The sequence below is a fragment of the Paenibacillus lutimineralis genome (assembly GCF_003991425.1).
Classification (GTDB): domain Bacteria; phylum Bacillota; class Bacilli; order Paenibacillales; family Paenibacillaceae; genus Fontibacillus; species Fontibacillus lutimineralis.
Genome location: NZ_CP034346.1, coordinates 6341836 through 6364224, shown reverse-complemented (window position 1 = coordinate 6364224; position 22389 = coordinate 6341836). Strand labels below are relative to the sequence as shown.

Below are 22389 nucleotides of genomic sequence, written 5' to 3'. Positions count from 1 at the left end.
CACTGACGGTAACTGTCAGTGAAGTTGTTTATTATTAAGATATAGAACACAAATTAAATCATGAGGGAGGAGACCAAACCAATGTCAACTTTTACAATGCAGCATATAAACCCCGAAGGTTTATTCAGATCAGAAGCATTTAGTCAAGCGATTACCGTAACAGGAAGGGCAAAAACAATTTATATTGGCGGGCAAAATGCTATTAATTCAAAAGGTGAGCTGATTGGGGTTGGTGATTTGGAGTTGCAGACAAAACAGGCGCTTCATAATATCAAAACCATTTTAGATGCTGAAAATGCGAGTTTTGCCGATCTGGTCAAACTCAATATCTATTTAGTTAGCGGAAGCGACCCGCTTGTTGGTTACAAAGCATTCCAAGAGATGGCAGGTTCATTAGATGATCCCCCATTGGTCACCGTGCTATTCGTTTCGGAATTTGCATCGCGTCCATCTTGTCTTCTTGAGATAGACGGTATTGCAGTCATTGAAGATAAGGACTAAGTTTGTATGGTCTATACGGCTCTGCTTCGCGGGATCAATGTCGGCGGAAAACACCTATATCAATTCGGGTAATATCTTGACCTGTTCTCTTTGCTCCTCTTCGTCATTACAGATCGTGAACATGGATTCACTTGTTTACTTCCTTGCCCTGTATCTTATTCTTCCATTCATCCTATATAATTTTCTCATGAAACTTATTTATATAATGTCCGCTAACTTGGGCACCGGAGTCGAGACTACTAGAGGCCTATCAAGTGGGCCTGAAGAGAGCAAGAAGAATGCGCAATGCGGCTATAAGTGCAGTTCTACGGCCACTACTCCGTTTGATGGCCATACGCTCTTGCGAATTCCTCATGTTAAAATGCTGCATCTCAATAGTACACCCAGGTGCATAACACCGAAGCATTGGCCACGCTGGAACACTTGTACAGTTTGAATCTAGGCATATATAGTAAAGTTGGGATTTCAAAAATGGAACAGCCTCTAATGCGGAAGAGCTATAATTCCATCAACAGCCCGTCATCTCACTTAAATTTAGGTGAATTTTCTAAGGGGGCCAATAGGAAAATGACCAGAATTCTTGTCGCAGACGACGATGCCCATATTCGCAAGCTCATAGCCTTGTATTTGCGGAACGAAGGGTTCGATACTGTCGAGGCGGCAGACGGTGTCGAGGCGCTATCCATCATGGAGAATTCGACTGTCGATATCGTTATTCTCGATATTATGATGCCGCATATGGACGGATGGGAGTTGTGCAGGGAGATCCGTCGCCTATATCCGGAAATTCCACTGCTTATGGTAACAGCCAAAGGAGAATCGGGGCAAAAGGTGAAAGGCTTCCAGCTCGGCACGGATGATTATGTGACCAAGCCTTTCGATCCCTTGGAACTTGTGATGAGAGTAAAAGCGCTGCTAAAGCGTTATCGAATCGTTTCCTCCCAGATCGTTCAATTAGGTGGAATCGTGTTGGACCGACGGGCCTTCAAAGTGATTCGAGAAGGCGAAGAGCTCATTTTGCCGTTAAAAGAGTTTGAGCTTCTGTTCAAATTGGCCTGTCACCCTGGACAAATATTAACCAGAGAACAGCTAATCACGCAAATATGGGGGATGGATTACGAAGGCGACGACCGAACCGTTGATGTCCATATTAAGAGAATTAGGGAGCGTTTCGCCGGGGATGCCGAGCATTTCCGTATCGAGACTGTCCGCAGTCTCGGATACCGGCTAGAGGTGAAGAAATGACAAGGTCTTTATACGTCCGCGTTGTGCTAACGTTTTTGGCTGCCATGGGAATAGGCCTGATTGTCTCCGTTCTGGCGGGGCTCGCCCTATTCGAAGAAAAAATAGACCGAATCGGGCAGAACGATTTGATAGCCGCAGGCGAGGAGATTATTCGCGTCTACGAACAGACGGGGCCATCAAATTTGGATCAGTTCATGAATAGCATGGTGAAGCTGACCTCCTACTCCGTTCAACTATACGCCGACTCTGGAGCCATGAGATCCTTCAAGTACAGCTCCGACACGAATGATCTTGCAATTTCGCAGGAATCCATTCGGAAAGTAAGGGAAGGCGAGATATACCGATCTTCTCCCAAGGATAAGGAGACGTTCATCGGGCTGCCTTTCCAAATCGGCGGTGAGCGTCAAGCTTTATTTTTGCGGCCCTCATCCAGGAACGAATCGACCCTCATTCACTTGATGTTTACCATCCTTTTATTTGTTCTGGTTACAGGAAGCGCCTGCATTCTCATAGCTGCCATCTATGTTGTAAAACCGATCAAGAAGCTTACTGCCGCGACTAGACGACTTGCAAAGGGCGATTTCGACGTGGAATTGGGAGTGAAGCGCAAGGACGAGCTAGGAACTTTGGCTCAGAGCTTTAACGAGATGGCGGTTGGGCTTAAACAATTGGAGCAGATGCGTCAGGACTTTGTCTCGAATGTGTCGCACGAGATTCAGTCCCCTTTAACGTCCATTTCCGGTTTTGCGAAAGCGCTGAAGGACATAAAAGCAATTGCCGAAGACGAGCGCATTCAGTATCTTGATATCATCTTGGCCGAAAGTGGCCGATTATCCAGGCTCAGCGATAATTTACTCAAGCTTGCGTCCCTCGATTCCAATCACCATCCTTTGGAGTACGCTACGTTTAATCTTGACGAACAAATCAGGCAGGTTGTCGTGAACTGCGAACCTCTATGGTCAGAGAAAAACATTGATATTGATCTGGATTTGCCTCAGGCTGCTGAAATAACGGCCGATAAGGATCAGCTCAATCAAGTATGGACGAACCTGCTGGGCAACAGCATCAAGTTTACGCCGGAAGGCGGACTTATCCATTTTCAATTAAGGACTCGCATGGACGGATATACCGTGATTTTATCCGATTCCGGGATCGGTATTGCACCTGAACAACTGGGCCGCGTTTTTGAGCGTTTTTACATGACGGACCGGTCCCGGAATCGCAGCAGCGGCGGCAACGGCCTTGGACTGGCTATCGTCAAAAAAATTGTCGCTCTTCACCAGGGTGATATTAATATGGAAAGCAAAGTCGGACAAGGCACGAAAGTCGTCGTTCATTTGCTCGCCATTCCGACCGACAAAGCGTAAACCGGTTCACGCTCCGTTCATATTTCTCCCATACTCTTCCCAATGTATCGACGAAGGCTGCTAGGAGAAAATGAATGGGAGGAGACGGAAAATGAGCGTTATTGGCACGATCGATTCGGTAAAATGGCTGACGGTTTATGAGTTGGTTATGTGCATCATCAGTTTATTCGTATTGACGGTTTACGCGGTACCTATCAAGAAATATTCCAGATGGTTTGATTTTTTACCCAGTGTGGGTGTGCTCGCAGCCATTGCAAGTATCCTGTCCGGGGATATGACCCTTTTGGCTCTGATCATCGAGTCGCTGACGCTAATCGTGTTTTTATGCACAATAAGGAGACTATTTAAGCCTAAAGTCTGGACGGCTCCAAAGAAGAAAGCATTCAGGATCGTTAGGAGCGTAATCTGCGTATGCGGAGTTGTCCCCATTGTGTTTGCGTTAGCAAACGCGGGAGTATTACGGTACAACCCGGTTAGCGATTTTAGCGGCATGAGCTACTCTAAGGCGTTCGTGGCCATGAATGAAAGATTGTCGCGGGAATATCCGTTCGGGGAATGGAAGAAGATCGACTGGAATGAGCGCCGAAGCAAGTACGAGCCAATCTTCAAACAGGCCGAGAAAGACAAAGACTTCGATTTGTATTATAAAACGCTAAGAGAATATCTGTCTTCTCTCCGGGATGGACATATCAAAATCGTAAACGATAATGTGTACGATGGAAATACGGTGTTCAAAAAGGAAGTTGGCGGCGGCTTTGGACTAAGCACCATTCAATTGGATAACGGCAAAGTTTTCGTAAGTCTGGTTTTGGAGAACAGCCCAGCGGCCAAGAGTGGGATAAAGCTAGGTGCGGAAATCGTCGCATGGGACGGAAAAACGGGGAAGGAAGCGTTCGACCAGACGACGTGGAGCGAGAACAACATGGCTACGGATGAGGTGAAGAGGTTCAATCAGGGGCGATATATGGTGCGTGCGCCCATTGGCAAGGAAATACTGGTCGAATTTCGCAATTGGGGGGAGTCCGAGCCTACTCGTACGAAGCTGATGGCTTATGACGATCAATTCGAGACGTTGAAGAAGACGAAAATCAAACTCACCCAAGCCGATCTGGATGCTTCCCCCATTGAAGGAGAAATTCTTGCCAACGGCTATGGATATGTGAAAATTAAGCATTTTCTCCCCAACTCAAACGTCACCTCACCCGAAAAAAGCCTGGCGGACCTATTGAAAATGTTCCAGGACAGGCATGCCAAAGGCTTGATCATCGATCTGCGGAACAATCCCGGCGGGGAAGATCAGCTTGCCGCCAATCTGGCCGGTTTCTTCGTCAAGGAGATGAAACACTACGAATATGTCAGTTATTACAACAGATACACAGGAAAGTTTGAACTGAACCGGAATGAAGTCGTCAAGGTCAAGCCTGCAAAGCCTAATTTCGACGGGACGGTGGCCATCTTGATCAACAGCAGTACCGGAAGCTCTGGAGAAGGGATGCCTCTTGTTCTAAAAGGCGTACCCAATGTCAAAATCGTAGGGTTCACCTCAACGGCCGGTTCGTTCGGACTTATGAGCAGCCCGATCGAGATCAAGATGCCGGAAGGCTACGTCATCCAGTTCCCTGATGGAAGGTCGCTCAATCAGAACAAGAAGGTCCAGGGGGACGCCGACCAAACCGCAGTGGGGGGCGCGGTTCCCGATATCAAAATCCCCCTAAATGAAGAAACGTTCAAAGCAAGCATGATGGACGGGCAAGACGTCGAGTTGCAGTATGCGATCGAAGCGATGAAGAAATAATTAGACGACCGGTTTGGTTGGCCTTGCCCGTTAGAGATACCGCTTCAAACCCCTGTCCCGACAATGAAGGACGCTCAATCAAGGCGTCCTTCATTTCGCTCTATAGATCTTACAGTGAACCGTATCATAAGTGATAGTAAAGCGGAAATTTAAACTTATTATATATTAGAGATAGTCTTGAAAAAATTACACCGTTTATAAAAAAGTTGAACCGAAATGTTATTATTTCAGTTTTTCTTGATCCACTAACAGGCAGATAGTTGAAGAAGAAGTCACTGGGTCTCCAGTAATCCCATAGTGTTTGTTATAATGAATAAAAGACTTGATTGGCGTGAAGACATGGATGAATATATTCGATTGGTGAACAAGACCGAAGATTATATTGAAAGCCATCTGAGTGAAAAAATTTCACTGATGATTTAGCAAATCATGTAAATATGTCTAAATATCATTTCCATCGTTTATTTAGAAAATACAGTGACGAGACGGCGAAACAGTTTGTTACTAGAATAAAAGTGGAGCGATCAGGGATATTCCTCACAGTCCGCAATGATTTGAGCATCACAGATATTGCTCTCCAATATGGCTACAATGATGCGAGTACCTTCAACAAAGCTTTTAAGAAGTATATAGGAATGTCTCCTTTAGAATACAGGAAAGCAAGAAACGACAAGAAATAGCAAATAGTTCTTCCCTATACTTAAGTTAAGGGAGATGATATTAATGGAAAAACCAACGATTACAGTAGAAAATATTGAAATGAAAGTCATCTATGTACGCTTCAAGGGAAATTATGTTGAGTATAGAAAAAATAGTCGTAAGATGTTCAATGAACTTTTCAAGTTCGCAAAAAAATATGATCTAATCAAAGATAATGTCACAAAGGTAATGACTATATACCATGACAATCCTTTCGTAACTGATTCAGAAAATTTACGAACTAGTTTAGCAATGACGGTTCCATCAGATACTGCAATTGAAGAAGAAGGACAAATCGGTACGATGACTTTTGGCGGAAAATACGCAGTATTACATTATGATTTAACGCTGGGTGAGTATGAAGAAGCTTGGAAATATGCTTATTCTGATTGGTTACTTAATAAAGGCGAATACACACCGAGAGATTCATTCCCCTTTGAATTATACGTTACTGAGCCACCAAAAGACTTCAAAGCCAAGAGCAAGACAGATATTTATGTTCCGATTGAGTAAAAATGCAATATTTAGGTAGCCTTTAATGTTAGTTGATATAATGTGAATAAATACACATAAACAGAACATCTGCGAAGAAAATAATAATAGCAGGAAAAATAGCAAGGAGTTTACGACGGATGAGGCAGCTGATTTTCCATTAATAAAAGAAATATTAAAATGGTGGAATTACTGATATACTGAGAACTTTACAAATAGCCGTTATATAACGGCTATTTTCTTTGACCAAGCCTCGAATTCGAAAAACGCACTAAAATGTACCGATTCAGACAGTGAGGAGAGCCGTATCAAAGTAGGGGTGAATTTTTCTCGGATTAGGCCACTTTTACGGGGCTTCCCTAATCTTCCCAACATCGGGGAGGTTTTCATGCTTTACTTTTATTCGATAGTTGAGCTTACTGTAGCTGTCTATGCTTCAATAACACGGAAATATAAAAGGTTTCTTTTTCTACAATTAGCTCTGTATTGACTACGCTGTAATTGATTTCTTCCAATGTAATTCCGTTGACTAACTTCGTAAGACGAATAAATTCTCCAATTTCCGAAATATAGATATCCGTTTTTGAATTGTCGGGGAATATGCATTGTACTCTAATGGGACTCATTCCTTTCTTTTTGAAATTGAATATTGGTGATGTTCCGAAGTGCCTGTATAAATAGGCTTTATCGTGTGTACTTGAATAGGCAATTTTATTATATCAAAATAGAACCCTATGGAATATATTTTAGGAAAATAAATTCTATAGTATCTTGGAGTGGGCAAATGTCTAGTCTATGGTTTGCTTAGGGTGATTGTTGTGAGTGACTTGATGAAGATGGTTGGGGAAGGCATTCGGCACTTCCGAAAACAACGTGGACTTAGCCAAGAGGAGCTTGCAAGTAAAGCTGAGATACACGAGACTTATATTGGTAAGCTGGAGCGTTCAGAAAAAGTATGTTCTGTCGTGGTACTATCTAAAATTACAAACGCGCTCGACCTCTCGATGGTAGAGTTCTTTAGTTATATCCAACCTGTGAGCGGAGAGGGAAGCGAGTCTATACTCTCAGAAATCGTGGATAGGCTTCGAGGCAAGAGTGTTAATGAGCAGAAAAGGGTATTGAAAGTAATCGACGCTATGCTGGATGAGCAGTTGAATTAAATTTATACTGTCTTGATTGTCAAAGGAGCTGCTGCGGCAGCTCTTTTTTTGTATTTTTCTCTGATAGAACCGTTAAGCTGAACGGTATCATAAGTGATAGCGAAAATTTGGTAATTGGGGTAAAATTCGTATTGCCATACGTTCCACTTGTTCCCAATCTCCTTATTCGGTCATAATTACTTTGGGAGTACCGAACATTGTTGATACTTCAATGCAGGTGGAGTGCTGTGTGTTGCGGGTGAGAACTCTGTGATTTAGAGCTATAATCAAGGGAACGCCTAATGCGTACTTCTAAATCTTAGTTTTGCATGAGAATATGTCTTGTTAGTAGTTAAAGGGACCCTATATAAGAGGGTATAGTTTAGAAGGAAGACAGGCCGCTTGCTACATTTAATGACGCAGTGCGACAAATCGGAATTTAGGGAGACAACATGGAATATATAAAAGAGGTATTTGCACAATATGATAGACAATGTATTCGGGTTTATCAGGCGTATAATCCAGTAATAGCAAAAGAAGCAGTTGCCTTACAGACTTTCGGCGAAAGCTTCAATATTAATCGCATGACATGGATAAAACCATCCTTTTTGTGGATGATGTATCGGTCTAATTGGGGGACAAAGAAAAATCAGGAATGTATTTTGGCTCTGGATGTACATATGGAAAAATTTAATGAATTGTTGAGGAAAGCGGTGCTAACCTCACCAGACTCAATGATATACAAAGGTTCAACTCAATGGGAAAAGGCATTTGAGGAAACAACAGTTTATTGCCAGTGGGATCCCGATAGAAATGTGAACGGCAATTCCATAAATCGTGCAGCCATTCAAATCGGTCTAAAAGGAATCACCTTAAAAGAATTTCTCGCCGATGGAATTTACCGCATTGAGGATTTGACACCGCTTGTGAAGAAATGGAATATACAGCGAAAGCAGGGGAAACTAAATTCCAAGAATCTACCAGTAGAAAGAATTTACCCTATTAAAGACAACGAAATTAGAAAAAGGCTGGATATGTGACAGCAAACTAAATTTCAGCTTGGCGGGATATTAGGCAATGACTTACGAGATGGGAGAAGAGTGATCATTTGTGATAATGAAGAATCGGTTACTTATGCCGAGAACGTTTACGCTCATGAGGGAGGGCCAATTTCCTCTTGATGGAAATAGAGTTGTTTGATATGATAGATTTACTTAATAGAAAGCTACTCACGATAATGGCAAACTTGTCGAAAGACAAGGACGCAAAGCTATAGGGTCTTCTTGACGAAATGTCAATGGCAGCCAGCTACCGAACGAATATGCTTTTTTTGTTTTTTATTGGACAAGCATTCATTAAAATCTGTGAAACTCTAATACGATAATGGCAAACTTGTCGAAAGACAAGGACGCAAAGCTACAGGGCCTTCTTGACGAAATGTCAATGGCAGCCTGGCCACCGAAGGGAGTTTTATAACATGCGTAACGTAGTCTTCGTTATTGTAGGACTTTTTGCGTTACTGATGTGGGCCCCGGCTGTACAAGCTGCACAATCTGAGGATTGGCTGGGCTTGGAGCAACTGGACCGTGGTGCGGTTGTCATTCGATATGACGTAAAAGCCGATGTCAAGACGAAGCTCATGATCACGAAAGGTCAAGATAATTATACATATGTGCTTTCGCCGAACAAACAGCAGGAAGCATTTCCACTTCAGATGGGTAACGGTGATTACACGGTCATCGTGCTGGAACAAGTCAGCGGCACCAAATATCAGATCGTTCAGGAAGCGCCAGTTACGCTTCAACTGACGAATGACAGCAAAGTGTTTTTGAACTCTGTACAGAATATCGATTGGAACGAAAGGGACAAGGCTGTTCAGCTTGCGAAGAAGCTAACTCGGTCTACCCAATCCGACGAAGAGAAGGTACAGGCTGTTTACGAATATATTATCGGGACGATCCAATATGACAAAGCTATTGCATCCAGCAAGTTGACGGACTACCTTCCCGATATCAACCGTACGATTGCAGGGCAGAAGGGGATATGCTACGACTATGCCTCCCTATTCGCTTCCATGCTGCGGAGCATCGACATTCCGGCCAAGCTGGTTATGGGAACATCGCAATACGTCGATGTTTACCACGCCTGGAATGAAGTTTATTTGAACGGGAAGTGGGTAACCATTGACACAACCGTCGATGCAAGCTGGAAAGTCAGAGGGGCCGAATTTAAAATGATTAAAGACGCCTCTCTCTATTCGGCAGCTAAATATTACTAATCAGTATACGATTAACCCAAGCTTTGGACGAAAGGTCCAAGGCTTGTTTGAGTTTGTCTAGAAATTGTAAAGATCTGGTCGGTATAATGCAAGAAGCCCTTTGGTTCTGAAGGAAAAAACAAGCACAATGAATCGTGCGCCAATAGAAATAAGTGGAGGTGATGGACTGGCAGGTCCCTTATCGGCATACAATTCAATGGAATATATGGCCCGATTTGCGCACGGTAAGCAAGATCGGAACCGAACATTATGAGGGTGATGTAGAGACTGAGGAGAGATCATGAAGAAAAAAATAAGTGGAATCATTGTGGCCCTGCTGCTTCTGATTCAATCGCTGTTTGGCGTATCCACCTGGACGGCCAATGCATCGGCAAGCGTGCAGGAAACAGTGCAAGAAGCCGTACAGGAAACTGTACAAGAAACCGTGCAGGAAAGTGTGCAGGAATCAGAGTATGGAAAGACGGATGACATCTATGACTCGTCGGCGCCTGTCGCCGATACAGAGAGTATTTTAACAAAAGTTGTGTTAACCGACATGAATGGTACCGTGATTGATGCGACTTATAATCCGGACGGCAACCTGGACATTGGTGCAGCTGTCAATCTAAGCTACGAATGGGAGCTTTCGAACGGACACGGCTATAAGAGCGGGGATATATTTACCTTCGAGCTGCCGTCTCAGTTTGAGATTTTTACGGACATTGACGCACCGCTCGTAGCCGATCAAGGCGAAGTTGGCAGATTTACGGTCGATCAGAACGGGAAAGTTGTCATGACTTTCAACGATTATGTTGAGAGCCATTCCAATGTAAGCGGCAAGCTGGAAATTCGCACCGAGTTTACAAAGGAAATCATTGAGGGAAGTACAGAAATCATTATTGCCATTCAGATAAAAAGCGGAGTCCAGACCATTATCGTGAATCTGAAACCCCAGGGTGGAAAGCTGATCGATAAGCAAGGGACAGCAATTGGCAAGGACCGGATTGATTGGACGGTTCAGGTCAACAAGTCGCTGGATAAAATCAAGCATGCGGTCATCACGGACGTAATGCCTGAAGGATTGGAACTCATCGCCGATTCTGTAGAGGTTTACCACTTGCAGGTTAACGGCCACGGATCAACGGTCCTTGGCGATAAGGTAGAGGCCGGCAAGTATACGGTTGAAACGGACGGCGCCGCCAAACTGGTGCTTGCGTTCCAGGATGAGACAATCAGCAAAGCCTACGAGATTCGCTTTTCGACGAAGCTTACTAACGAGCAGTTGCAATTTGAGAACACTGCTGCGCTGTCTGGCGACGGGATGGAAGATACCCATTCGACCGCTACGGTAACGGTGAACCGCGGTGAATTTTTGGAAAAATGGTATAACCAGGATATGGACACAGGAATCATCGCTTGGACTGTGAAATACAATTTCAGCGAGAAGAAGATTCCGAGAGACCAAGCGGTCATCACGGATGAATTCAGTGAGATCCATATATTGGTTGACGATTCGCTGAAGGTGTACAAAGGGGACTCGACCGATGTCAAAGATTTGCTTTCAACGGATGAATACACCGCTACAATAGGTACGAACGGATTCAAACTCGAATTCAAGAAAGATATCGATTCTCCGTATACGGTCGTTTACCAAACGAAGCCGGTCGATCGGACGATTGCTGATGGGCAGCAGGTAAAAAACAAGGTCGTATCGGGTGAATCCTTTAAAGAAGTAGTAACCCCGACCCAAGGAAGCCGCGGTCTGGTCAAAGGAGTCTGGACAGTCGATTTTGCCAGCAAAACGGCGAAGTGGGTTATTATGATCAACGGCGATAAAAAGCCGGACGGCAGCAAGTACAGCATGGAGAATGTAGCCATTACGGATACGTTCCCGCAAGGCGGCCTCGAATTCGTTCCGGATTCAGTGATCATAGAAGCGGACGGGGAAGTCGTTCCTGAGACTAATTATGAGGTCAAGTACGATAATAATAAACGTAACGGATTTATAATCCAGTTCTTAAAGCCCGTTGACACCACGTATACGATCTTGTATGAAACGAAGTTTAACATCGACTGGCTGAAGGAACGCAATCTGGACTTTATGAACAGAGCCTCCATGACGTGGATCGAGGAAGGCAAGAAAAAAGAGCTGAAAGATCGGGATGCAAGCTTCGGCGCCGACGACTATATGAAAAACAACGGTGGCAAAGACGGCAGCTACGACCCTATTGGTAAAGAGATTACCTGGAACATCAAGATGAACTACAATCTCGACTCGTTTGACAAAGCGATCGTAACGGATGTTCTGAAACATGATCAGAAGCTTGTACCAAATTCGGTTAAGGTATACGAGATGAAACTGACAGGGGAACGGAATGGTGTTGCAAAGGGCAATGAGGTTCCAGCTTCTCAATATAAGTTGACGGAACCGTCTGAAGCGAACGGAAACCAATTGTCCATTCATTTTACCAGCCCAATCTCATCCGCATACTGGATCGAGTTCAGAACATCGCTGCAAGGCGCGCTGATCGTCAAGGATATTCATAATACCGCTGAGCTGTGGAACGGCAGTGATAAAGCGGCCACATGGAACGGCAGCGTAGCGGTTCCACACGGCGGCGAATATGTGAAGAAAAGCGGTGCCCAAAACGGAAACAAAATCGATTGGTCGATTCGAATCAATGAAGGCCAGTCGCATATTTCCAACGCCACAATTATCGATTATCCAAGTGTGAACCAAGTTTTGATCGAGGATTCATTTCATCTGTATGCAACCAAAGTCAATGCAGACGGTAAAACTGTCAAAGCTGAAGAGTTGACAAAAGGCGAGGACTACACGTTAACCGTTATAAGGCTTGACGGAGATCAAGAGATGTTTGAATTAAAGTTCATGAAAGACATCTCCACGGCTTATATTTTGGAATATCAATCATTCATTACTGCTGAAGATAAAGAAGCAGTACAGAATAAAGTTGCGCTTCAAGGAGATCAGCTGAAGACTGAACTAAGGGAAACGACGGAAGAGATTATTGTCCGTACTTCCTCTGGTTCAGGGTCGGGAGGCGGCGTAACGGGCAGCCTGGAAGTGACAAAGGTTGACCGTGATGATAAGACGAAGCTGCTGGCCGGAGCGAAGTTCGCGCTTTACGATAAAGCGGGCAAACGGACGCCGATCGTAAAAACAACGGATGCGGACGGCAAAATCCTGTTTACGAAGCTGCTGTATGACGACTATATTTTAGAGGAGCTGGCAGCTCCAGAAGGATATAAGATCGAGCAGGCGACGTGGAGCGTAACGATCGACTCCAGTATTACGAGCGAAGGCAATGTGAAGAAAATAACCGTAACGAACTATAAGGAAGAGCCTGTTAAACCTGGCGAGCCTTCAGAACCAACCGACCCAGGGAATCCTGGAAATCCAGGCAATCCATCGAATCCGGGAAGTCCCGGCAATCCGAGCAATCCATCGGATCCAGGAACACCGAATCATCCGACAGAGGGACAGCCTCCGATAACTCCATCCAATCCTGGGACGCCGCCTGGCGAAGTAGAATTGGCGGATGAAGACATCCCAAGAGGCGAACCGGAACTACAGAAATCGGAACCGGAGAAGTCGGAACCGGAGAAGCCGGCATTACAAACGCCGGGATCGAAAACTCCGACATCGGAGATTTCAGTATCGACGCTTCCGAAAACGGGTGAAGCAAGCCGTTATCCGTTCTATTTGGCGGGACTCGGACTGATCGCTCTAGGTGTATGGTTAGGCCGCAAACGGATAACTTTGAAACAATAATTTGTTGGTGCTTCGGCTCCCCTTGTCCTGGAAACAGGCAGGGGGAGCCCTTTTCATGTTAGGGAGAAGGTGAAATCGACAAGTGGTGATCTTGCAAGATGTAGCCCATCAATTATTCCAGACAGGGGATAAAGCGCTGAATCCGTACGACCTGTAGTGTTTCTCCGAGAAGAGTCCGCTTGATGTTTACAGAATATACGAATCCGAGTTTATGGTAGATATTGAAACGGTAGGCACTATAGTACCGTAGTAAACACAAAAGGTTGAAAAACGCTTCGTTTCATTCTTTATGTACAACGGTGGCGAGGAGTGATGTGTATGTTTTGGAGAAAGCGAAACAAAAAGGACCAGAAACTTGAACCGGTACCCAATCTCTCATCGAGCATCTATACCGTGTCTGAAGAAGATCTGTCACCAGGTTTTGAAGAGGTATATGTTCCTTTTCTTACTATTTCGCTTGACGAGGATGACGTACTTGTCTTGGCCCGGTTTCTTGACGGAACAACAATGCTCTCACTTGAGGAGGCATGCGATGAAGTAATCCAGTATGTGGAGCGGAGGAACAACAAGGGCCAATTGGCTTACCGCCGTCTATCATGCAACAGCATATCATCGGAAGAAAAACAGGCGCTTGACCGCGTCGAGCAGCAGCTGCGGCAGAGGATTCCGAAGCAGGTTTGACGGGCAGGAGGATCGGATGAAGAAAAAAAGGAGAAAAGGACAGCAGGAGGCTTGGATGGCCGACTAACCGGATGTCCTTCTCGGAGTATTCACCCAAGCGAGAGCCATACTGCTGCCCGCATATTAAACCTTAACAATGTGCTCAGCGCGTTCCTTGCAGGGATTTATTGTGGTACGACGAATGAAAAAGAAACTACGAAGTTGGATAGGAGAGGACTTATGGGAATAATGGCCTGTTACTTAAGCTTGAATGATGCTTTGGCGAATGAAGTGGTACAACTGGACAATTCATCCATCATCACCAAGATTGAGCAATTGATGGAGGATCGACTCTGTCCGGTTTATGAGATGGATAAATGTTGGGACGGGCTGCATTTTCTTCTAACGGGTGTATCTGCATCCCATCCGATTGAAGATGATCCTTTGAGCGAGGCGATTGTAGGCGTCCATGTTCTGGACACAGAAGACTTCATAGCAGTCATTGGCTCGGACGAGTTGCCGCGCATTCTAGCATCACTGCAAGCCGTAGATAGGATTGCGTTACAAGAACACTTCAACCTCTCAGCATTCAGGGAACAACAGATTTATCCGAACACTTGGGTCGACGAAGAGACAGATGAGCGTTTCGAGGAGTTAACCCTGGAACTGCAAAACTTGATTTCCTTTTATGAACGCAGCCGTGACCAAGGCCATGATATATTGGTTAGTATTTACTGAAGATGGGCGAAACCATTGGAAGAAATCTTTATCTGAAAAATATAGATAGGATAGAAGGCGGTAATAGTGAAAAGAATCAACAAGATTCTCCTGACTGCGATAGGCGGAATTGTACTTATTTTGGGTGTTTTGGTGGGTTGTGTTTATTTCTTCATACTTGAAAAGCCTGCTGAACCGGATAAATGGGCTGATGCGGAGCGCTATGTCTGGAATAAAATAAAGTTTGACCAGGATGCACAAGTAATTTCTGCCGATGGTTCGGAATACTATTTACTTGCCAATAAGGGAGCAGCTGCTGAAGATAAAGTGATCATTTATTTTTCTGGAGGCGGTGTAGCCTGGGACGAGGTGACTGCCGCGCAGCCAATCAGTCTGAGTAATGTAATGAAGAACGGTGAGATCAAATATTACTTTCCGAACATTCCATTCTTTAAAGTAGGTACGCTTGGCGGTCTGTTGAAAAATAATAACCCTGACAATCCGTTCAAGGATTGGAACATTGTATATATCCCTTATTCTACTGGTGATCTGCATATCGGGAATGCATCCAAGGAATATACGGACGCCAAAGGCAAGCCGTTCACAATACGTTACAACGGTCAAGCCAATACGCGCGCAGCATTGGAATGGATGACAAACCATTTCGTTGCGCCGGAGAAGATCCTCATTGCGGGAGAAAGCGCCGGAGGATTCGGAGCTGCTTTCTGGGCGCCTGAGATTGCGAAACACTACCCGAATGCCCGCATTTATCAATATTCGGACAGCTCCTACTTAAATGCCGACTGCTGGCCGGATATTATCGATAACGAATGGAAGGCTAACTTTGCAGCAACCTTTGGTTATGAAGTCCACGGCGATTTAATTTCGTCCGTATTCGCGGCGAACCGCAAGCTGCTCCCGGACAATGCGATACTATTACAGTCTAATACGCTCTATGATGAGCTGCTGTACGACTTTGAAAAGGATCTGAATGGTGATGTTTCGGACGATGGCGAATATATACATTCCTGGTCAGCCCGCATGCTGCAATCTGCTGGAGAGCTAACTGAAGTATTGTCAGGCTACTATTATTACATCACTGATTACGGTCTTAATGAGAAGACGGGCAGGACACCTCATACACTCTCCCCATTAAATCATTTCTACAAAGCCGAACAAGACGGGGTGAAGCTAATGAAGTGGCTAGACGATGCCGTGAATAAGGATGAATATTACTCCGTGGGGCGGCATTTTGTAGAGAAAGAGGGCTGACCCTGGCATGAATAAAATTGAATACGTGGACAGTAGTGTGGTGGAACGGTTATTTATGATCGCTCTTTACTTTCCTGAGTAACACTTCCGCTTCACCTCCAATATGATGAGTCTAGAAACCTAAAGAGGTGAGCGAATGGGAGTCGTAAAAGCCAGGAACCAGGATATTAATATGTTGGCACGGTTGCTTCGAGCTGAAGCTGAGACCGAAGGCGAAATGGGCATGCTCCTTGTTGGGAATGTTGGCATTAACCGAATAAGAGCGAATTGCTCCGATTTTAAAGAGATCCGGACAATTCCCCAAATGATCAACCAGCCGCATGCGTTCGAAGCATTGCAACATGGCATGTTCTATCAAAACGCAAGAGATAGGGAACGCCGTCTGGCGCAACGGGCTGTGAATGGGGAGCGGAATTGGCCAGCCGAATTTTCCCTATGGTATTTCCGTCCAGGAACGTTCGAGAACCCCGGACCATGTCCGCCAACTTGGTATAATCAGCCGCTCGTAGGACGATGGAAGAAGCACTGTTTTTATCAACCGACCGTGGAAGAATGTGAAAATGTATATAACACGTTCTAATTGTATAAACGAAAAGAGCTCAGGACCTCTTAACATGGCTTGTCATAGCCAAATGTGGTTGACAAACTTTATCTTATTAAGTGCCGCGTAAATCGCGGCTTCTTTGGGTTTAGTGGAATAATGTTTAGGGAACCGTCCCGGATCGTCATCCGCAAACGTGATCGACGGAATCATAAGGAGAATCCGCGTAACTTCAGAAATTCTTTAGATTTTCCTCAACGATATCTTCATATGTTTTTCTTATGCTGAAAGCTAAGACTAATTTTAAGCAGATAATCAGGAGGTTGCGAATGAACAAGATCACCATATTGGTTGTGGATGACGACTCCGAAATTAGGGACTTTATACGTATCTTCTTGAGTAATGAAGGATATCATGTGCTGGAAGCGGAGAATGGTTTGCAGGCACTGGAGGTTGTTAAGACATTATCCGTGCAACTGATTATTCTGGATGTGATGATGGCCCATATGGATGGAATCAGGGCGTGCCTGAAAATCCGAGAAATCTCGAAGATCCCCATTATCATGCTGTCTGCCAAAGAAGAAGACATTGATATTATAACCGGGTTGACTACCGGAGCGGATGATTATATGACCAAGCCGTTCAGTCTCCTGGAATTGACGGCCCGGGTCAAAGCGCAACTACGTCGGCAAAGCTACTCCGTCAAAGAGCCAGATGAAGACGTCATTGCCATCGGAGATTTAGTCATAGACAGGGCGATGCACCAGGTAACCGTAAAAGGAAAGGAAATATCCCTGACACCTCTTGAATTTTCCATACTCGAACTGATGGCAAGCCATCGCGGACATGTGTTCGGCGTGGATAAAATTTACGAACGGGTTTGGAAGGAGTCTTCCAGCATCTCGGATAATACAGTTGTCGTGCATATCCGAAACCTCCGGGAAAAAATTGAGGCGAATCCACGGGAACCCAGGTACGTCAAGACAGTCTGGGGGGTGGGATACAAAATTGAAAAATAAACTCTTTTCTCTGATTTCCGGAAAACGAAGCATTCGTGTGCGAATGTTCTGGTCGTTTATTCTAAGCTTAATCATTGCGATGAACGTATCGTCAATACTCAACGAATCTTTGTTAAGTAGACTTCTTGCCGCTAGTCACTTCCCCTATTTATCAGTCCTGCTATACGGTGTATTATCTATCGTTTCGTTTATCGTCCTCTTTTTTTTGTGCTTTTCCCTTATGACCCGGCATATCGTGAAATACTTGCTTAGTCTGGCGGAAGGACTTGATTTTATCGCCGGAGGAAATCTGCGCCATCGCGTTCCGCTCTTAAGGAAAGACGAACTAGGCAGGGTTGCGGAGAACATTAACGCTATGGCCGAAAAACTGGAACGCCAAATCGCAAAGGAACGGCAAATCGAAAAGTCCAAAATGGACTTGATTACAGGTGTATCCCACGATTTACGGACTCCCCTTACCAACATTATTGGATATCTGGAATTGCTGAAAAACAGAGTCTATCGCAATGAGCAGGAGCAGGAACGTTTCGTCGACATTACCTATAATAAAACCATGCAATTGAAGAACCTCATTGATGACTTATTTGAATACACGCGTCTCTCAACCAGTGACGCCAAGTTTGTCGTGGGTCAGTTCGACATACGGGAACTGCTCACGCAGATCGTAGCCGAATTTCAACCCTTCGCCAAAGAACTTGGGGTCACTGTGGAGACGCATTTGGCGTTCAAGTCGATGCCGATACCTATGGATCCGGGAAAAATAAGGAGAGCCATCGACAACCTTCTGATGAATGCTTTGAAGTTCTCCGTGAAGCCAGGAGTTGTTCGCATATCATTGGAAGCACGCTCTTCTTTTGTTGCCATCAAGGTCGAGAATGAAGGTACTTCGATATCGAAAGAACAGGAGGAGCTGTTATTTGAGCGGTTTTATAAAGCCGATCACTCGCGAACGGGCCATGCGATCCAGGCCGGTTCAGGATTAGGACTATCCATTGCCAAGAATATCGTCGAACGGCACAACGGCGCCTTACGTCTGGTTCATTCCTCCGGACATTATGCATTCGTCATTGAACTTCCGGTATCGAGTCCCGCATGAAAAAATTTTAGTTGTTCACCTTGAAATTCACTTCCGGGTACTTGGCGGCCAGATCTTGCAGCGCAGAATCTTCCTTCCCTTTTAAATACCGATCGAAGAAGGCAACACTGAATTCGTTCACGATGCGGTGGTCGCGCCGCGGGTCTGCGCCGCTGAGGCCGAGCAGCGGAGAGAATAACGCGAGATCGGTGTAGCTTGCATGCTTTGAACCCGGAATAAGGATCGATAACCCTCCGCCTGCCAGAGCATAGCCCGATTTTTGGATATATTCTTTCCTTGGGGCTTCGAACACTTTGCGGCTTACCCCGCCAAACTGTTCGGCGACATCATCGTAAGAAGTCATTATTTTGCTGTACGTCTCGTCTGCATACATCATGAAGAACGGCTTTCCGAATCCTTTGTCTGAAACCGGCGGACCATAGAACCCTCCATCCATACTAAGGGCAGCCTTCACACGTGAATCATTCTTTAACATTTGCACCGTAACGGCTCCACCGAATGAATGTCCAAGCATGCCGATTCGATCAAGATCGATTTTGCCGGAAAATCGACCTGCAGCATCGTTCTGATTAAGCTTCTCCACTTGATTGAGCACAAACGTAGCGTCGCTGGTCCAAAGCGGGATGTGCATTCCATACTGGGCATTGGAAGTCAAGTTGGGGTCGGTTTCACTCACGGCGACCCTTCCGTCAGGGTAAACGGAGGCGGCAGCTTCATAGGCATAATCGATAGCTATTACGATGTAGCCGTGGCTGGCAAGCTCCTCTAGCTGGTACATATTCTGATTGCGATACCCGTTCATCCCATGGGAAAAAATCAGAACCGGGTACGGGCTCGCCGAATCCGAAAGCGTGGCCTCTGCCAAGGCATGCGTTTTGATCAACCCTAGATGGCTTAGTGCAAAAGCCGGAAGGCTCATCATTTTGCTTGATATGGCTTTCGTCATCTTAGACGCGTTCCAGAGATAAGGGCTCCTCTCTTTCCCGCCGCCTTCGGCAGCCGGATACCAAATTTGCGCCATCAGCTCGCGCCGATCGGCAGGGTTATCCGAATATGCTTCTCGCCGCTCATTGTCAACCCAATGATAAACCGTCGTTCCGACCGCATAGGGTCCCGTTGGTTCATCAAACGAGAATACCGGCAGCACCGCAGGCGGCGCAACCGAGACCAACAAATATACGGTCAATAGCACCGCTTGAACCGTAATCGCAATCCTGCTTCTGCCGCCCTTCTTCCGCTTGCCAATGGAGAAATAAGCCGTCAATAAGAGTGGCGTCAAGTAGGCCGGAACCATCTCCCACCGTCCACCTTCCACGACAATCTGCACAATTACCAAACTGAAGGCGATCCCTAAAGGGATAAACAATCCCCGGCCACCCTTCTTGTTCGTGATTACCACCCAGTACAACAGGCCAAAATTAACCACGATCAAGCCTATTTCCCAAAATCTCATGCCGATCTTCCTCTCTTTAACTCTAAGTACGAACTTGTTCCAGCTTACAAAAAAGTTATAAAGATGAAAGGGGGAATATTATAAATTTTTTATGAATGTCGTGGGGAAACAATTTGATTTAGAAGATGTTGACATTTGTATTTTGGACAACTAAGCTAATTTAAAAAATACATATGATAGATAGGAGGAGGGGGTCAGTGGAATTCATTAAACTAAATTGTCCGAATTGTAATGGGAGAATTGAATACAAAGAAGGACATACCTTAAAATGCCCTTATTGTGGAACTGAATTAATGTTGAAGGAGAATAACGTCTATTATGTTGACCAGACGATTAATAATTATTATGGAACAACTCCTGCTAATACAACAGCTCGTCCAAATCTCAATTTAAAAGCGCTTCTGATTGCGCCGATCGTAATCATTGGTGTATTGTTTGGATACTTTCTTTTGTACAGCAATCAAGCGGAACACGATAGTCATAAAGAAATATCTGTTCGAACAATGCCTGAAAGCGAAGTTCTCCAGTACTTTTTAAGAGATATTTTTAATAAAGGTGAAGCGATGCCTACTAAAGAAGAAATCGCAAGTATCCGTTATTTGTCTACCCACTATTCTGAAGATCAGTGGCATTTTGATTATAGCCTTGATGATCCATTTACGAACGAGCAGGCTGAAATATCCAGCTATGTGATCACGGATAAACTATTAAATACACAAAGAATTGAACAAAAAGACTTTGAAGCCTTCACCGGACTGACGGCCTTAAAACTGATGAACGAATATGAAATTTCACAAAGTCGGGAAGTTCGTTTTCAACATATGCAAGGATTAAAAAGCTATTCGGCCGGCTTTAATGAATCATTTGGTTCGTTTGCACAGTATTTTGGCGATAAGACGAAAATAGTAGAACTCTCCACGCAAATTCGAAGTAATGCGGAAATGGCTTTACTATTAGAGTTTCCCAATTTACAATCGCTTGAAATAACATATGTCGATGAGTCCGTTACTGACTTTCATCTTTTGAATCAACTACCATTAAGATCCTTATCAATAACGTATATCAATGATTTGAAGTGGTTGTCTTCTTTAACGAGTTTAGAGTCATTAACAGTAAATTATAGTGAAGCGACCGATTTCAAACCGTTATACTCACTAAGTCAATTACAAGAATTGAAGTTTAAAATGGTGAAAAATCTAAAAACGCTTGATTTTGTACAAAACATGCCTAGCTTGCAGTCGTTTGATCTTGAGGGTGTTGGCATTACGAGTTTAGAACGCCTTAGAAATAAGACATCGTTGACGAATCTGCGAGTGTCTTACCTTTCAAAATTAGATAATATTGATGCTGTGAACAGTTTGACTTCACTGACCGAGTTATCGATGACTGGTTATCACGGTACTGTACCATCGATCGCATTACCAAATTTAAAGAAAGCGGAATTAATAGATTCTTTCATACCAAAGTTAGAGGCGCCTGCGTTAAAATCTTTAACTGTTTATGAAGGGATATCTAATGATTTAGATGGGGCAAAGTTAGTGAAATACCCGCAATTAGAACAACTTACAGTGATGGAGTATGGAAACTTTATAGGTATTAGTTCTTTAAATCGTCTGCCAAGTCTACAAGTATTAAATCTAAATGAGACGGCTTTTTTCGATGAGACGAGTGCATTATTCAATCTGCAGCATGTAAAAACGATAAATTGTAATGAATGTAGGTTCCAAATTAATAGTCAGCATCCATTTGCGAATAGCACGCTAGAACATCTAACCTTGAATCAAGCATCTATTCGAATAGGTAATGGAGACTGGTTGCATGAAATGGATAAGGTGATGCCTTATTTTGCCGATTTTGCAGCCCTGCGTTCATTCACGGTTCAGGATAGCTCACTCCAATCGTTAAGTTTTATGAAAAATTGGCAACATATCGAGGTGCTCCATTTAGAGAATAACGCCATTTCAGATGTAGAACCTTTAGTGAATCTGCCCCATTTGCAGAAATTATATATTTTAGGTAATCAAGTGCAAAACAAGTCTGTTCTTAACAAGGGGATTTTGATTTATTGAGGTAATTGGACTTAAGACTCAACATTTGATGATCGGCAGCAAGACAGCCTATTTGGGCGACAGTATCTACAATATAAAAGACGGTAAAACGATTCGTTGGAGTGTGGGGAATAAGACGGCATAACAGAATTCAATATCAATATTAGGACGCATCCAAGGAACTTGGGTTGCGTCCTTTCTTAAAAATTTGCCGCTTCAGACAGCGCGGGGAACCGTATCACAAGTAACGGCGATAATTCAAGTTGTAAGGAACGTTCGGTAACATTGTAGGGTA

Annotated in this window: 19 protein-coding genes and 2 riboswitches; of the genes, 17 read left to right on the top strand and 2 right to left on the bottom strand. The window is 44.4% G+C overall.

Annotated elements, in window-relative coordinates:
- Positions 1-81 precede the first annotated feature (81 nt).
- The 6 genes from EI981_RS28255 to EI981_RS28230 all read left to right on the top strand — a co-directional run bounded on the left by EI981_RS28255 (position 82) and on the right by EI981_RS28230 (position 6120).
- Positions 82-501, top strand: a complete 420-nt coding sequence (locus EI981_RS28255; RefSeq protein WP_127003983.1) for a RidA family protein — start codon at positions 82-84, stop codon at positions 499-501.
- A gap of 567 nt (positions 502-1068) precedes the next feature.
- A complete protein-coding gene (locus EI981_RS28250) occupies positions 1069-1746 on the top strand; it encodes a response regulator transcription factor (RefSeq protein WP_127003981.1) in 678 nt (225 codons plus the stop codon).
- Positions 1743-3113, top strand: a complete 1371-nt coding sequence (locus tag EI981_RS28245) for a sensor histidine kinase (protein ID WP_127003979.1) — start codon at positions 1743-1745, stop codon at positions 3111-3113. Before EI981_RS28250 ends, EI981_RS28245 begins: the two co-directional genes overlap by 4 nt.
- A gap of 91 nt (positions 3114-3204) precedes the next feature.
- Complete coding sequence (locus EI981_RS28240; RefSeq protein WP_162616297.1) at positions 3205-4908, top strand: S41 family peptidase; 1704 nt, start codon at positions 3205-3207, stop codon at positions 4906-4908.
- Between the two features lie 437 nt (positions 4909-5345).
- A complete protein-coding gene (locus EI981_RS30310) occupies positions 5346-5588 on the top strand; it encodes a helix-turn-helix domain-containing protein (protein WP_227011622.1) in 243 nt (80 codons plus the stop codon).
- 43 nt (positions 5589-5631) lie between these two features.
- A complete protein-coding gene (locus EI981_RS28230; RefSeq protein ID WP_127003975.1) occupies positions 5632-6120 on the top strand; it encodes an AraC family transcriptional regulator in 489 nt (162 codons plus the stop codon).
- Between the two features lie 395 nt (positions 6121-6515).
- On the opposite strand, the gene EI981_RS29850 is transcribed toward EI981_RS28230, so the two are convergent.
- Positions 6516-6725, bottom strand: a complete 210-nt coding sequence (locus tag EI981_RS29850; protein ID WP_227011621.1) for a hypothetical protein — start codon at positions 6723-6725, stop codon at positions 6516-6518.
- 192 nt (positions 6726-6917) lie between these two features.
- Between EI981_RS29850 and EI981_RS28225 the strand changes: the two genes are divergently transcribed.
- From EI981_RS28225 to EI981_RS28180, 10 genes are all read left to right on the top strand, one after another.
- Positions 6918-7259 carry a helix-turn-helix domain-containing protein gene (locus tag EI981_RS28225; RefSeq protein WP_127003973.1) on the top strand — a complete coding sequence of 114 codons (342 nt, stop codon included), beginning with the start codon at positions 6918-6920 and terminating at the stop codon, positions 7257-7259.
- A gap of 431 nt (positions 7260-7690) precedes the next feature.
- Positions 7691-8278, top strand: coding sequence for a DUF4291 domain-containing protein (locus tag EI981_RS28220; RefSeq protein WP_127003971.1), 588 nt, complete (start codon positions 7691-7693; stop codon positions 8276-8278).
- Between the two features lie 189 nt (positions 8279-8467).
- A riboswitch (cyclic di-GMP riboswitch) is annotated at positions 8468-8554 on the top strand.
- Between the two features lie 59 nt (positions 8555-8613).
- Positions 8614-8701, top strand: a riboswitch (cyclic di-GMP riboswitch).
- Between the two features lie 14 nt (positions 8702-8715).
- Complete coding sequence (locus tag EI981_RS28215; RefSeq protein ID WP_127003969.1) at positions 8716-9516, top strand: transglutaminase-like domain-containing protein; 801 nt, start codon at positions 8716-8718, stop codon at positions 9514-9516.
- Positions 9517-9796: 280 nt separating this feature from the next.
- On the top strand, positions 9797-13288 hold the full coding sequence (locus EI981_RS28210) for an LPXTG cell wall anchor domain-containing protein (RefSeq protein WP_127003967.1): 3492 nt from the start codon (positions 9797-9799) through the stop codon (positions 13286-13288).
- A 318-nt stretch (positions 13289-13606) separates the two neighbouring features.
- A complete protein-coding gene (locus EI981_RS28205) occupies positions 13607-13969 on the top strand; it encodes a hypothetical protein (RefSeq protein WP_127003966.1) in 363 nt (120 codons plus the stop codon).
- A gap of 219 nt (positions 13970-14188) precedes the next feature.
- Positions 14189-14686, top strand: a complete 498-nt coding sequence (locus EI981_RS28200; RefSeq protein ID WP_127003964.1) for a YfbM family protein — start codon at positions 14189-14191, stop codon at positions 14684-14686.
- A gap of 66 nt (positions 14687-14752) precedes the next feature.
- On the top strand, positions 14753-15937 hold the full coding sequence (locus EI981_RS28195) for a pectinacetylesterase family protein (RefSeq protein WP_227011620.1): 1185 nt from the start codon (positions 14753-14755) through the stop codon (positions 15935-15937).
- A gap of 136 nt (positions 15938-16073) precedes the next feature.
- Positions 16074-16517, top strand: coding sequence for a cell wall hydrolase (locus EI981_RS28190; protein ID WP_127003960.1), 444 nt, complete (start codon positions 16074-16076; stop codon positions 16515-16517).
- 290 nt (positions 16518-16807) lie between these two features.
- Entirely contained in the window at positions 16808-17497 is a 690-nt protein-coding gene (locus tag EI981_RS28185) for a response regulator transcription factor (RefSeq protein ID WP_127003958.1), read from the top strand.
- A 220-nt stretch (positions 17498-17717) separates the two neighbouring features.
- Positions 17718-18593 (top strand): HAMP domain-containing sensor histidine kinase, encoded by an 876-nt coding sequence (locus tag EI981_RS28180; RefSeq protein ID WP_335926284.1) that lies wholly within the window; start codon positions 17718-17720, stop codon positions 18591-18593.
- Positions 18594-18600: 7 nt separating this feature from the next.
- On the opposite strand, the gene EI981_RS28175 is transcribed toward EI981_RS28180, so the two are convergent.
- Complete coding sequence (locus EI981_RS28175) at positions 18601-20046, bottom strand: alpha/beta hydrolase family protein (protein WP_127003956.1); 1446 nt, start codon at positions 20044-20046, stop codon at positions 18601-18603.
- 197 nt (positions 20047-20243) lie between these two features.
- Between EI981_RS28175 and EI981_RS28170 the strand changes: the two genes are divergently transcribed.
- Positions 20244-22115 (top strand): leucine-rich repeat domain-containing protein, encoded by a 1872-nt coding sequence (locus EI981_RS28170; protein WP_127003954.1) that lies wholly within the window; start codon positions 20244-20246, stop codon positions 22113-22115.
- Positions 22116-22389 lie beyond the last annotated feature (274 nt).

Coding starts and splice junctions, on each gene's coding strand:
- EI981_RS28255 (WP_127003983.1), top strand. CDS start 82: ATGTCAACTTTTACAATGCAGCATATAAACCCCGAAGGTTTATTCAGA.
- EI981_RS28250 (WP_127003981.1), top strand. CDS start 1,069: ATGACCAGAATTCTTGTCGCAGACGACGATGCCCATATTCGCAAGCTC.
- EI981_RS28245 (WP_127003979.1), top strand. CDS start 1,743: ATGACAAGGTCTTTATACGTCCGCGTTGTGCTAACGTTTTTGGCTGCC.
- EI981_RS28240 (WP_162616297.1), top strand. CDS start 3,205: ATGAGCGTTATTGGCACGATCGATTCGGTAAAATGGCTGACGGTTTAT.
- EI981_RS30310 (WP_227011622.1), top strand. CDS start 5,346: ATGTCTAAATATCATTTCCATCGTTTATTTAGAAAATACAGTGACGAG.
- EI981_RS28230 (WP_127003975.1), top strand. CDS start 5,632: ATGGAAAAACCAACGATTACAGTAGAAAATATTGAAATGAAAGTCATC.
- EI981_RS29850 (WP_227011621.1), bottom strand. CDS start 6,725: ATGAGTCCCATTAGAGTACAATGCATATTCCCCGACAATTCAAAAACG.
- EI981_RS28220 (WP_127003971.1), top strand. CDS start 7,691: ATGGAATATATAAAAGAGGTATTTGCACAATATGATAGACAATGTATT.
- EI981_RS28215 (WP_127003969.1), top strand. CDS start 8,716: ATGCGTAACGTAGTCTTCGTTATTGTAGGACTTTTTGCGTTACTGATG.
- EI981_RS28210 (WP_127003967.1), top strand. CDS start 9,797: ATGAAGAAAAAAATAAGTGGAATCATTGTGGCCCTGCTGCTTCTGATT.
- EI981_RS28205 (WP_127003966.1), top strand. CDS start 13,607: ATGTTTTGGAGAAAGCGAAACAAAAAGGACCAGAAACTTGAACCGGTA.
- EI981_RS28200 (WP_127003964.1), top strand. CDS start 14,189: ATGGGAATAATGGCCTGTTACTTAAGCTTGAATGATGCTTTGGCGAAT.
- EI981_RS28190 (WP_127003960.1), top strand. CDS start 16,074: ATGGGAGTCGTAAAAGCCAGGAACCAGGATATTAATATGTTGGCACGG.
- EI981_RS28185 (WP_127003958.1), top strand. CDS start 16,808: ATGAACAAGATCACCATATTGGTTGTGGATGACGACTCCGAAATTAGG.
- EI981_RS28180 (WP_335926284.1), top strand. CDS start 17,718: ATGACCCGGCATATCGTGAAATACTTGCTTAGTCTGGCGGAAGGACTT.
- EI981_RS28175 (WP_127003956.1), bottom strand. CDS start 20,046: ATGAGATTTTGGGAAATAGGCTTGATCGTGGTTAATTTTGGCCTGTTG.